The sequence below is a fragment of the Sinorhizobium sp. CCBAU 05631 genome (genome assembly GCF_002288505.1).
GTDB lineage: Bacteria > Pseudomonadota > Alphaproteobacteria > Rhizobiales > Rhizobiaceae > Sinorhizobium > Sinorhizobium fredii_C.
In genome coordinates, this window is sequence record NZ_CP023065.1 from 334,573 (window position 1) to 347,431 (window position 12,859).

Below are 12,859 nucleotides of genomic sequence, written 5' to 3' on the forward strand. Positions count from 1 at the left end.
GTCCGACTCTTACAGAGCACAACCAACAACCCAAGCCCTTCACCTGGACCGCCGATCCCGACAAAATCATTGCCGCCGTCAAACGTGGGCACCAAGTGTTAGATTCCATCCACTCTCATGTTCGCTTTTTCAAGCAGCAGGCATAGAAATTCTCCCGCCCGATTTTCTCGGACGTCGTGTTTCGCATGAGTGCGTCCTGGGGAAAGCAGGAGGCACGGTCAATGAACGACGGTTGATCATGCTCTGATACGCGGGTTGAGTACCGCCGGACCTGATGCGTCGCGGAGCTTCCTCAGTCTAGTTGGCAGCGTCGGAATTAAACCGGCTGATAGTGGAAACGAGGGTTCTCCTGCCGTGACCGTGCCCCCAGCCTTGCCCAGGTGCACATGGCTTCTGATGGGTTCGTTCCTCCTCTTTGCTTTCCTAAGATTTGGCGATGTTCAACGCGGTGAGACCTGGCATGCAATCGCCCAGACGAAGCCCGATAATTCGCGCGCGATCGCCGTGGTTACCGTCGTGGCCGGCTTTCCGGCCTTGGTGAGCTTGCGATAGCGGCCGCAGAGCCGCTCCTGCGCTTTCCACGCCGTATCGCGGATCGTTTTTGGAAGCTGCTCCTGGCGCAGCAATTGCTCGCGGCTCACCCTTGCGGGAAACCGGTAGCTCCAGGCCGCCTCGATCAACATGCGGCGTGCGGTTCCGTTCCCCGCTTTTGCCGCCCTGGCGTCGGGTTGCGCCGCTCGAATGCTCCGATGGGACGAGCCCCAGATAGGCCATCAGTTGACGCGGATTGGTAAAGCGACTGATATCGCCCAATTCGGCAATCATCGTTGCTGCGGTCACCAGAGCCATGCCGCGCAGCGATTGCAGCGCCTGGACGACCGGGGCCAATGACCAATCGCTCAACATGATCTCGATTTGCTTCGTCAGCCGATCGCGCCGGTCCGTCGCAGCCTCGATCGTCGCGATATGATCCTCAAGCACAATGTGGTGGGCTGGTTGCGTGAAGCGAAGACCGGCCAGCCAGCGGCGGTGCATCTGCGTCCAGGCTGGACGGCCATAATGGCAGCCATGGCGCAGCAGGAATCCACTGAGTTGCTGGCGCGCCTGTCGCAGGCTGCGCACGGCAGCCAGGCGTGCCCGCACCAGATCGCGCATTGCCTCATGGGCGGGTGGAGTGCACCCCCAGACTGAGACAAGGAAAATCGCGGACAGTTTCCCGTGTTCAGCTATGCCGCCTTTTCCATCCGTCGTCCACCTGAATGCTTCTGTTCGTATTCCTCCGGCGTGAGATAGTCGAGCGCCGAGTGCAGGCGCTGCGTGTTGTAAACGGTATCGATGAAAGCGCCGATGCGCCGGCGAGCATCGTCTGCATCCCTATAGGCGAGACCTTGCACCTCTTCCTGCTTCAGGGTCTTCATGAAGCTCTCCGCTTTCGCGTTGTCATAAGGATTTCCGACACGGCTCATGCTCGCCTGGATGCCGTGAAGATGCAGAAGTTCGGAGTAGGCTCCGCACGCGTATTGAACGCCGCGATCGGAATGATGCACGAGGCTCCCGGCCACGGGCTGGCGATCGGTGATAGCCATCTCGAGAGCTTCGATCGCAAGGCTTGCTCGGAGATGCGTATCCAATGCCCATCCGACCACCCGGCGGCTAAACGCGTCAAGCACAACGGCAAGGAATGCAAACTCCTCAGCGAGATGAAGGAAGGTGATATCGGCAACCCATAGCTGGTTGACCCCATTGAGGATCATGCCCCTGGCGAGGTTCGGCACGACTTGCCAACCATGCCTCGAGTTGGTCGTTGTAGGAACAAAGGGTCTTGCGCGCAGGCACAACAGATTGTCTTCACGCATGATGCGTAGAATGCACTTGTGGTTGACTTGCCACCCCTCCCGACGCAACAGGGCTCCGATCCGGCGGTAACCGTAGTGCGCGTTGCCGAGAGCCATCTTTTGAATGAGGTCTCGCAAACCTGTTTCGGCCCGACGAGGGGCCGAATCCAGCCAGTGACGGTAATAACTCGCGCGGCTGACGCCCGCGAGCCAGCACATTCGGTCGATGTTGAATTCGCCTTGCGACAGGCCGGTTGTCATCTTTTCGATGACTTTGAAGATCCCGTTTCGCCAGGAGCGCTGCTCCGACGCTGATCTTCCTCGAAGTGCCGCAAGGCTTCGCGAAAAAAATCGAGATCGAGCTGCTGTTGCCCGACTTTCTGCTCCAATTCCCTGATCCGGCGCCTGGCCTTGGTCAGTGCCTTTTCCTGAGGCGCTGGCTGTTCGACGGCGCTCTGCAGCTGCAAGTCCCCGTCAACTCCTGCTGTCGATCTGGCCGGCCGCCCGCGCCGACGTGACTTCAGATTACCATGAAGCCTCAGCTGATCACGCCACTCGTAAAGACGTTGGCGACTGATGCCAACCTCATCTGCCAACTTGCTGACGGTTTCACCCGCCTCCATGCGCTGGAGAAGCTCCAGTTTTTGGTCCTCATCAATAACTCTTTGCCGTCCGGCCATGCCCCAGTTTCCTCTCCTTGCGGGGAAACTGTCCGCGATTTTCCTTGTCTCAGTCTGGGGGTGCACTCCAATGCTGTCCCGGATTTAGTGAAATCGCTGTCCGGGATTTAATGGAATCCATGTCCGCGAATTACCGAAACCCGCACTCCTATGCATGAGGCTCTACGAGAGGATCGCTCTCGCAACCCTCGATACCTGCATATTGTGAGACGGGTCACCCAGCCCCAGGCGAACATTTAGTCTAGTATAGTGGTGAAAACCTGACGGTTGATACCCGTCGTGGAAGACCGCTCTGGGTAGGATTTTCCGTTCGCGTTCGCCATTAGAACGAGCAACCAGCGTACTATGCTGACTTCGATGACTGCGAGGAAACGGCCTGTCGATGGTATGGGGTGCCTGCTACATTGGTCCCGTGCCGACCTGGGGAGTGCTGGGGCGGGTTATGCAAAGAGATGCTGTTTCGGACCGAGGTTCAATCATGATCGACAACCGCCTCACCGTCCTGAATCTATACGAGCTGAAGAAGACGCCGGAAGACTTCGAGATTGCGGTAGGCGCGCTGGCAAGGCGGGTCGAAGCCGAAGGTCATCCGGGAGTCCTGTCCTACAGGTTCTTCGTGAACGCATCGGAGAGGACAGCGCGCGGCGTCATCGACTACAAAAATCCTGACGCTTGGATCGGGCACCACGACATCGCCATGAGCTGGCCCGAAATGACCGCGTTGCATGCGGCGGCGACATTGGCGGAAGTCATCTTTCTCGGCCCGCTGACAACCGAAATCCAGGCCTGGATTGAAAGCTCGGCGCTGACCGCACGAGTTCGTAACGGGAACATATTTGCAGGCGGATTCCAGAGGCTGAGTGACTGGTCGAACGAATGACTGGATGGGTCACGACTTCCCCTTCGGACTCTTCGGCGGGAAGGGTAGAAAAGGGGGCGTGAGTTGTATTCGCCTCGGGTACCAAGCGTTGGATTTTCACCACTAGGTCACAGACCTCGGTCGCATAGTGTGAGCCGACATATGGATCACCCAAGTTATTTAGAAATTTGTGGAATTGAGAGATTGGTCTGGGGTCAAAGTCGAGGTTGTACGGGTATCCTAGGTGCTTATCACGCCTACCAGAAAACCTCTTACCAAGTTTGTTCAAGGTCGTGTCGACATCCTTCTGCTTATTTGAGAGAATATTGTCGTTTCGTCCGCGTATAGGCATCACGCACTTGACTCATTGTTAAATACGGCTGCGCAGAAGCTACACTATGCTGCAATATTAATGCTATCATTATTCTGTAGGGTGACACTTTTGATGCAGAATGCTGCTTAATCGCCTAGGGAACCAAATTGGCTCCATTTGATGAGCCCCCATTTACGCACTACTATTATAATGACCCTGGCCTGCGTGTTGCACCCGTGAGCTCGGCTGGGATTTATCCTGGAGCGCAGCGAACCGATGATGATCGTCAGGACAACGGCAGTTCAGCGGTAACGCGACCCTGAGATAGGCGGATGGGGGCAAGGTCAATAACCGGACCGACAAAACGCTGTACGCCGCGCGCCGGCCGCGCCCTCGGTGTCGAGCGCCACGGACACAGCGCCAATTCAAACCAGAGCCGCTGTCAGAAAATAGGATTAGCCGCTCAGTTCCGTCCCTTTAGTGTCGTGTTCAGCGCTCAATTGCTATAGGGCCTGCCTCGTCCCCAGGCACGCACGACGTGCTGCGTCTGCTTCTCAAAGGTGAATGGTCATCACAGCAACGTTATCGCGATTGTGGCAAAGTACTCTGTTCGGACTTCCCTTCAAACGCAAGAGACAGATTGAGGTTATGGTGCAACATCTGATTCTCTGGGTTCGTTTCGAGAGCTTGCCGGTACAGCTCTTGTGCCGCGTCATGCCGCCCCTCAATGTCCAAGATGACTGCCTTCGCATTCAATGCACGCAAATTGTCTGGGGTCACGACCAAGACGTTGTCTAAAACCTGAAGCGCCTCATGCGGGCGTTTCTGCGCCACCAATGCTTTTGTAAGACGGATTGCCGCATCGACATTGCCTGGATGCTGCTTCAGATCATCCCGCAAAGCCCGCTCTTGAGCATCCTCACCGACGGCGCGCAAAATGCGTTGGCGCGTAGCCGCATTGATTTGGTTGGCGCCGAGCAATTGTGGGGCTGACGTCTCCTTCACTGAAAGAACGGGGTTATCCCACCTAGCACAACCGCCGAGAGGCAGAACGGAGAGTACTGCGAAGAGAACTAAGTTCAAACGAAATGAAAGCAACGGCGCGGCGACTCTATTCTCATGTGAATTCATGTTTGGTTCTCACCTATCATCCAGTAGTGGCAGAAGGGCGGAAACTGCGAGGTTCCCCTGACGTTCCATTACTGGGCGGGAGCCTGATGGATCCGGCGGGTTGAATTTTAAAATCGGAGGCGAGGTCCTGATAAGACAGTACGGCAAGCTCGATACCGTTTCGGGTAAGAAAACCGCGGACGAAGCGTCGGACATCCATTGAAGTTAAGACGATCGGGCGCGTCTGGCCCGGTGCCGTGCTCGAAAAGACCTGCCGCATTTGTGACAGCAGCGCCTCGCTTTGCCGATCCTCTAGTGCGAGGTAGGGGCCTGCAGCCGTTTCCCGAACCGCGCAGCGCACCACATCCTCAGTCTCACGTTCCATGACGAAGGCAGGTAGGACACCGTGTCTGCCATAGCGGTGACAGATCTGCCGCTTCATTCCAGAACGAACGTGTTCCGTGAGCAGGGCGACGTTTTGCTCACGTTCGCTCCATTCGGCCAATGCCTCCAAGACGAGCCGGGTATTTCGGATTGGTATACCTTCGCCCAAGAGGCGGCGCAGCACATCTGCAATCCGGGGGATCGGCGTGGTACGCAGCACCTCCTTCACCAGATCAGAGTATTCCTGCTCCATCCGGCCCAGTAGTTGGCGGGTCTCTTGGATACCCACCAAGCGCGGCGCATGGCAAGTCAACGTCGCATGGACACGCATCGCAAGGAGTTCGCTGGGACTATGATGCCGGATACCGGCGGCTTTGAGCGCCGGCTCGTGGCTTTGTTCAACCCAAATTCTGTGGGTTTCAGGATCATGCCGAAAAGGGATGCCGCTTGACTCAATCTTCTTCAGATCGTCTGCGAGGGAAAGCTGCGCCGGATTAATCAAATCCTGTTCGACTGGCACGCCTTCGACATCTATCCTGAATTGCGACTCGGGCAGCTGCTGGTCGACATCGACTGGGATCGGAGGAACGATAATGCCGAGATCGGCCGAGACTAGTTGGGAAATACGCGCAATGTGCTGCCGCAATTCGACCTGGTCGATCGCATTCGTAAGGCTCGGCGCGAGGAAGACGCCAATGGGATTTGGCTGCGCAGCCACGTTTCGCGTTTGAGACTCCGCCGGAGTTACAGTTGTAGCATCGACTTTGTCGGCATCTAGGACGTCACCTTTGACGAAGCTTGCCGCCGCGAAGACTGCGGCCAACATAAAAAAGACAGGCAGAGGGAAACCAGGAACGAAGCCCATGGCCACCAAGACGCAGGCCGTCAACCGCAATGCTCGTGTACTGGCGGTGAGTTGATTGGCTATGTCCTCACCGAGGTTGAGTTTCGAAGCCCCAGTTACACGAGTAACCATGGTTGCCGCTGTAATTGAGAGCAGCAGGGCGGGAATCTGCGAGATTAACGCATCACCTATCGTCAGCAGAGTGTAGTGATGCAGCACCTGGGCGAACGACATGCCCTTCGAGAGCAGGCCGATGGAAATTCCGCCCAGCATGTTGATGCAGATAACCACTAGCCCGGCGATGGAATCACCCTTCACAAACTTCATCGCGCCGTCCATCGCCCCATAAAGTTTGCTTTCTTTTTCTAATGCGGCGCGCCGCCTGCGGGATTCGTCGGCATCGATGTGACCGTTCCGCAACTCTGCGTCGATCGCCATTTGCTTGCCTGGCAAAGCATCGAGGGTGAAGCGCGCCGCCACTTCTGCCACGCGTTCGGCGCCTTTCGCGAGAACCATGAACTGCACCATGGTCACTACCAGAAATATAACGAAACCCACGACAATATTGCCTGAGATCACAAAACTGCCGAACGTGTGGATGATGCTGCCTGCCTCGCCCTCGGCCAGGATTAGTCGCGTCGTCGCGACGGTGAGCGCCAGACGGAATACCGTGGAAATCAAAATGACGCCGGGCAAAGAGGAAAAATCAAGTGGCGTGCTGACATACAGGGCCGCCATCAGCAGCAGTACAGCCAAACCCATGTTGAAGCCTATCAGCGCATCGACCGCCACGACCGGTATTGGCATGACCATCATACTGACGGCCAGAAGCAGCATCAACGCGACCATCAAGTCCGGGTTGGCCGGCGCATACTCGGTGAATTTACGCAGGGCGTTGGCCATGAGGTCCCTTCACGATCGTTTCTGAACACTCTGCTGCTACACAGGTGCAACGTAGCTCCAAGACCGCAGGCGCGTCGTCCGTGAGGCCGACCCCTGCAGCGGATGGCTGCGCATAAGATTCAAAGGCAAGTGCGAAGTTGACCGGTCATCAAGTCTGTCCAAGATCGTCAGCCCTGCGCTGGAATACTTTAATACGGGAGAGCAGCAAGGCGGCCATTTCGGCTTAGCATTACGCTACCGTCCTCGATCCGTTCGACCATCCAACCATCGTCCAAAAGAGCGCCGACGAAATATTTCTCTCCTTTGATGACAAGATACGGAAGCGACCCACGCCAGACAGCTTCGACTGCGATTGCGGATGGCGCCTTCTCATCGTCGATAATCACTCCATTCAACAGCGCTAGAGCGCCCCTCGTGCGATGATCGAACCACTGCTGCACTTTATGCCAACTGATGGCCGAAGCAGACGTGACCGTGCCCTCGACTGTCACAACACCCTCAGCGGCGCTGATCTTAATGTTGGACAGACCGGCTCTGTCGACTTCCTGTTGGAGGGCTTTAGCGGCTGTGAATGCAGTCTCATCATCAGTGCGATTATCAGGCAGCTTGGGTTCCCGGGCATCACCAGATAAATCGGCGTTCGATACAACAGCGTTGTCGTAGTAAGAGAAAATGGCCGAGAGCACGCCGATCCCGAGAGAACCGAGCAACACCAAGGCGAGCACAGATATCGAGAGGCGTGGTTTACCGATCGAACCAGATGACGCTGCATCCTGCACTGACCAGAGAATGGACATCGCGCCTGCATGAATGACGACAGGAAGGGGCGCGACAACCCGCTCGCCTGCGGCAATATTCCCGTTTCCCTCTATGCTGAGACCGGCAGCAAGCGCCTCGACCTCAAGTGTTTTGCCCAGAAGAGTGACGCGAAAATGATGCGGCGCGAGGCCCTGCTCGACGAAGACTATGTCGGCGTCGAGGCCGCTACCGATCAAGCTGGTTTCTAGAGCCGTCGTACCAGTCAGTTCACAATAGAGCCCTGAGATAACTTTGAATTGAAGCGAAATGGCGTCGTTCACTGACGATATCCAGACAAAAGAGAAGCCGCACGGCGAGTGGCATGCGGCTCATCTCGGCTCCACTTCGTGCCAATTGTGCTACGCAGTGCCTAGAGCCCCATCCGCATCACTGTACGCGTTCATCCGCCGCCTTCTTGGTTGTCTGGAGCTCGGTCGTAACAGTGCGCAGTAGCATACTCCTAGCCGTAGCCTCTGCGCTCACCGCTGCCAGTTCTGCGATTTGGGCCTGGAAGGCCGCAGCCCCAGCACCTTTGGCCGCTACGTTCTGGCCAGCCGCGGCGCCAGCTCCAACTGCACTCGTGACAGTACCTATTTTAGACATGTCATTTCCCTTTCTGTTACAATTGTGCCGTCACTAACGGCACGCACCTCCTGACGGGGGCCACCCAGCGTCAGGCATCCTCTTCAGTTTCTGCCATAGCTTCGTCGGCATCAGCCATGGCATCGTTCATAAGTTGCAGCGCAACCGATCGAAGAGCTAGTTCGAAGGCTTCGCTTTGAATTGCAGCCTGCGAGCGATCCCCAGAAATGGTCGGGCCATCCGTAACGCCGCTCCCGCGATCCGGCCTGTTGTGACCAGAGGGCCCGCCTGAATCGCGCGGCGGCTGTCCAGTCGAATGTCCATGCCCCCCTTTGCGGGCCAGGGAAACGCCGATGGAGCCAACTCCACTTCCAATCACTCCGACCATCAGCTACTCCTGCCTTAGCGGCGAATTGTAGATAACATCTACTTATGAGCTCCAGCTTTCGAAAAGCTGACAATTGTCAAAAAAAGAAGCGCTATTGCATATAAACGTGCTGCACGATCTGGACTCCCTGGAACTCCGGCAGGCCGAGGCGGCGCTCAGTCCGATGCACTTGAGTGACATCAGCATACAACGGGCATGCCGACAGCAAGCGACAACCTGTTCGAAGAGCCGGTCGGCTCCAGGACAAAAAAACGCTAACGTGTGCAGTTGGACCAGCAGGGCGAGAAATTCGGCATTTTGCGCGAGCGTGAAGCTCTCTCAGGTTCGATGAAGCCTCGAATGCGCAAAGGCTTGCTTTACACGAAACTTCGGGCCGGCGAGACCAACTGCTTTGCGTATCGCCATTGCGGTGTCGGAGCCACCCGATGGCAAAAGAGGCCGGGCATCAAAGACGCTCCGGCCTCAATGTAAAGAACGGCCTCGAGGTGTTTTACGGGACTCGGGAGCAAAACCCCGAACGAACTACTACGATGGTCTCAAAGAAACCCTGCGTTCAAGCTCCTTTGCGCCTAAACACCGAATGGGTATCGCTCGTTAGCGCGTGGCAGTTTGTAACGCTCTTTCGTTCCCTGTCCATGACATGAGGGCCGGTCTTGGCAGATGGGGCCCGGCCGTCGCGACCAAATCTGGCGAGAATCCGGTCACATGAAGTCATCTTCGTAAGTCTCGTAAGAGCAGCTGGTTGAACACTGTGCGGTTTCGGCATCCTCAAATTTGCGGAGATAGAGCGGCGGTTTGTCTTTACGCCGCCATTCAGCGGCACTGGTCTGCGTCCATTTGTCGGGATGCTGTTTGGGGTCAAGGACCATGTCGCAATCATCCACTTCAACAAACCCCATCATCGCTGCACGGGCTTTCGCCTCTGGGTTTTCCGCGCGCCAGTTCAGCAACGGTCGTTCGCCGTCCCTCCGAAGTTGGTGCTCGAGCAGAATATCGCCTGCATTCTCAACGAGAGGATGGGCGACTTGAAGATCCACGGTGGAGGTAATCTCTTGGTGACCAGGAAATTGGTCTCTCCAACTTTTGGATTCGAACTCTTCTTCCATGCTGAACCCACCTTCCGTTCTCATCAGTCCAACACACTGGTTTCCCAACTGGTAACTGAAATATCGAGCGTTCTCAGAATCCCGACGAATGCCGTATTGCTGAGCAACGTCCGCAGTGCGTCTGGCTTTTGCGGACACGAAGTCTGAATATTCCTGTGGATTGTCGGCGATGTCAGTGATTTCTTTGCCATGAAATTTCCTGATCTCCCTCCTGAACGTCTTCAGATCAATCGGCACGACCGGAGGTTCGTGATCGAGGGTATATCTGGATGAACCGCCGTTGGAATCCGATCTGTCTAAGTGCATTCGGGCAAACGTGTCCGCGAACTCTTGGGTTTCTGCATCCGTTTGCTTGCTGGCACTCTGCGTGTAGTGGAAATCGGACGAGCTATCAATTCGACCGTACATGGCGATCTTGTACTCCTATTTTTTCGCATTGAGAGCGGCTGGCTAGGGGAAACGGGTCAAGATAGACCCGCACAACTGACGTTCAGCTGACTAGTGGGACTTTCAGCGCGGACAAAAAGCTTTCTACCGCTATTTGCCAATACTCGGGTTCACTGGCTCTGTTGCTGCTTGCGCGGACGGCCGGAGCTCGGAACCATTGAACCATTATCGGCTTGGGTGGCAGATCTGGCTGGAACGGACGTGTCGTGGAAGTTTGGGCTTAAGCCTACCGTTTGCGCCGCCGCGTTTCCAATTTGCTGAAGCGTCGACGTTATCGCTGAGGTTCGCAGCATTTGACGCCATCTGTAGAAAAAAATGAACGATCGATCTCGTGGCGACGAGCAATGTCCGCCACAGACGTGTTGCCATTCGAAGTCTACGACCCTGTTGCTTTAACCCGGGCACGCGTCATGACGCGGGAACTCTGCACGCACGGATATGGCGGGGGCGCCGGACCAGCGTCCCTGCGGCCGCCGTTACGTCCGACCCCAACACGTGCGGCACCTCTATCGATTCTCAGCCACAACTACCATTTGAAACAACGTGTCGCCACCGACGGACATGCCAAACCTGAACGACAAGCGCGAGCCACGTTTGCCGCCATTCGCAGAAACCGATTGCCAGATGATCCCGCCGTGCGATGTGCTTGCGGCAGCACTGTTTCTTCCTGGGCCATCCATTGCGTCCCGACTTAAAGCCAAAGGAATCACGCCCGGAAGTCAATGTCTTCAAAGTTCTTTTCCGAATTCAGGGATGCTCAGGCCAAACCTGCGGCCAAGAGTGCTCTCGCGATGGGCTCGAAATATTGCATGGGGATGGCGGTGCCCAGTTTCGTTGTGCTCATGAGTTGGTGCGCTAGGACATGATCATCGACAATCTTGAGACGCAGATTCTGCGCCTCGCGAAACATATCTGAAGCGGCCTCGCCCTCGGCGCGGCAAACTAAGATCGGAACTCCGGTCTCACCACGAACGTAACGCAGACCGATCAGCACCGCAGTTCCTCTGTAGACTAACGTGGCGCGATGCACACCAAGCGGAGGCTCGCTAGCCATCTCGTTGCGAATGCGACGCCGTTCACCCTTCAATTCTGGCGTTCCTTGCTGTTCCTTCAACTCGCGCTTTATTTCCGTCTTCGTCATGCGCATTTCACGCAGAAATAGCGCACGCTGCAACAGCAGATCGATCAGTCCGCCGATCAGAAGTGCGCCGGCGCCAATTCCGATCAGCTGTTTCGCTCCGGTAAAGACGACGCCGAAACAGCCCATTCCGCAGACCGGCAGATACACCATCGTCTTCCATAAACCGAGAAAGAAGAGGGAAAAGGTCCCGCCGAGAACCAACACCTTGAACAGCGTTTTGCCAACCTCGACTGCCGAACGCGCCGACCCCAAGCGCTTCAGCCATTGAAAAGGATTGATTTTTTCGAAGTTGGGCTTCATTGGCTCGAGAGAGAATACAAATCCTCTATTGGCCAGTAATGCAGCCAAGATTACCGCGCCAAAAAGAGCTGAGAGCAGCGGGCCAACGGTTGCCAGGGTGAGTTCGACTAGCAGAACCAGCGCCTGCCGGACCGCGAGATTGAAAGGCAGGTTTTGCAGCTTGTCGGTTAATAGTAGCGCTTCCCTGCATTTATCTTCGATAACGCTACCTCTTAGCCATAAGTAGGCAAGCCCAGCGCAAGTGGCGGCCGCGCGGACAAAATCCGAGCTACGCGGTATTTGACCTCTTTTGCGCGCGTCGCTCAGCTTCTTAGGGGTAGCGCCGTGTGATTTCTCTTCGCTCGTATCGCTCATTTCAGCAACTTGTCGAGCCACCCAAGCGTGCCGTCCGCTTGCGTGATCTCAAGTTTAATGCCCTCGAGCAAATAGGTAGCGTAGGTAACCATGATGATCGGAAAGACGATATTCTTGATCGGCGGGGAGAGCTGGCCAGATTTGAATTGTGGCGCAAAGCGACGTAGCATCATCATTGATATATCAATCAGTCCCAAAAAGAAGACTACAGGCCCCGAGACTAATAATGTCGTGCGCACGATGTGGTCGAGGAGCCCGAATAACTCCACTGCGCCTTGGGTACTCAATGTTGGCTGAAACCGATATACGGGCCAGATTGAGTAGCTACCATAGAGGGCGCTGAGCACAGCTTCCACGCCTCCCGCTGCGACGAAGATCGTAATTGCAGTGATTCCGAGAAATACTCCCATAGCGGAAGCCTGACTGCTCGTTGCTGGGTCGGCCTGAGTAGACGGGCTGGTGATGCCGCGCTGGTTGTCGATAAACTCACCCGCAGCCTGAAGGCCCCATAAAGGAATTCCGAGAAAAGTGCCAAGTAGCACGCCGACAAACACCTCCTTTAGTCCGAGCAGGGGTATCTGGATCAGACTTGTTTCCGGATCCAGCGCCTGCAATCCGTCGCTGACGTGTGCCAAGCAGGGTAGTCCGAAGGCGATAGCCAGGCAGCCGCGGATCAGCCCGCCAATTTGAGATCGTGTAAATACAGGAAGGATCAGCATTATGCCCAGCGCGCGGGCCGCTCCAAGACCGGCTGCCGCAACGAGTTCGATAGCCGCATGGAGCAAGATCTGAATCTCGGCAGGTGACAAATACAT

Annotated in this window: 10 protein-coding genes and 2 pseudogenes; 2 read left to right on the top strand and 10 right to left on the bottom strand. The window is 56.1% G+C overall.

The features are described from left to right. Positions 1-8: 8 nt before the first annotated feature. Positions 9-146: pseudogene (locus tag SS05631_RS28250) on the top strand (IS630 family transposase); the annotation flags it as partial. Between the two features lie 294 nt (positions 147-440). Here the strand turns inward: SS05631_RS28250 and SS05631_RS28255 are convergent. The 3 genes and pseudogenes from SS05631_RS28255 to SS05631_RS28265 form a co-directional block, all read right to left on the bottom strand. Next, positions 441-1,218, bottom strand: a pseudogene (locus SS05631_RS28255) (IS110 family transposase); the annotation flags it as partial. Between the two features lie 8 nt (positions 1,219-1,226). Further along, entirely contained in the window at positions 1,227-2,096 is an 870-nt protein-coding gene (locus SS05631_RS28260; protein WP_015633379.1) for an IS3 family transposase, read from the bottom strand. Continuing rightward, positions 2,093-2,515: a helix-turn-helix domain-containing protein gene (locus SS05631_RS28265; RefSeq protein WP_037426177.1), complete on the bottom strand. Its 423-nt coding sequence runs from the start codon at positions 2,513-2,515 to the stop codon at positions 2,093-2,095. The genes SS05631_RS28260 and SS05631_RS28265 overlap by 4 nt, the downstream gene beginning before the upstream one ends. 478 nt (positions 2,516-2,993) lie before the next feature. Between SS05631_RS28265 and SS05631_RS31545 the strand changes: the two genes are divergently transcribed. Next, positions 2,994-3,395 carry a hypothetical protein gene (locus SS05631_RS31545; protein ID WP_041415760.1) on the top strand — a complete coding sequence of 134 codons (402 nt, stop codon included), beginning with the start codon at positions 2,994-2,996 and terminating at the stop codon, positions 3,393-3,395. Positions 3,396-4,269: 874 nt separating this feature from the next. Here the strand turns inward: SS05631_RS31545 and SS05631_RS28280 are convergent. The 7 genes from SS05631_RS28280 to sctT form a co-directional block, all read right to left on the bottom strand. Beyond that, the gene (locus tag SS05631_RS28280; RefSeq protein WP_015633401.1) at positions 4,270-4,818 is read right to left on the bottom strand and encodes a tetratricopeptide repeat protein; all 549 of its coding nucleotides are present in this window, start codon (positions 4,816-4,818) and stop codon (positions 4,270-4,272) included. Between the two features lie 16 nt (positions 4,819-4,834). After that, positions 4,835-6,928 carry a type III secretion system export apparatus subunit SctV gene (gene sctV / locus SS05631_RS28285; protein ID WP_014857573.1) on the bottom strand — a complete coding sequence of 698 codons (2,094 nt, stop codon included), beginning with the start codon at positions 6,926-6,928 and terminating at the stop codon, positions 4,835-4,837. Between the two features lie 188 nt (positions 6,929-7,116). Next, a complete protein-coding gene (locus SS05631_RS28290) occupies positions 7,117-8,007 on the bottom strand; it encodes a hypothetical protein (protein ID WP_037426169.1) in 891 nt (296 codons plus the stop codon). A 392-nt stretch (positions 8,008-8,399) separates the two neighbouring features. Beyond that, positions 8,400-8,696 (bottom strand): nodulation protein NopC, encoded by a 297-nt coding sequence (locus tag SS05631_RS28300; protein ID WP_010875097.1) that lies wholly within the window; start codon positions 8,694-8,696, stop codon positions 8,400-8,402. Between the two features lie 701 nt (positions 8,697-9,397). Further along, positions 9,398-10,210, bottom strand: a complete 813-nt coding sequence (gene nopP, locus SS05631_RS28310; protein WP_014857569.1) for an effector protein NopP — start codon at positions 10,208-10,210, stop codon at positions 9,398-9,400. 796 nt (positions 10,211-11,006) lie between these two features. Continuing rightward, complete coding sequence (locus tag SS05631_RS28320; protein WP_014857567.1) at positions 11,007-12,044, bottom strand: EscU/YscU/HrcU family type III secretion system export apparatus switch protein; 1,038 nt, start codon at positions 12,042-12,044, stop codon at positions 11,007-11,009. Continuing rightward, on the bottom strand, positions 12,041-12,859 hold the full coding sequence (gene sctT / locus SS05631_RS28325) for a type III secretion system export apparatus subunit SctT (RefSeq protein WP_037426165.1): 819 nt from the start codon (positions 12,857-12,859) through the stop codon (positions 12,041-12,043). The genes SS05631_RS28320 and sctT overlap by 4 nt, the downstream gene beginning before the upstream one ends.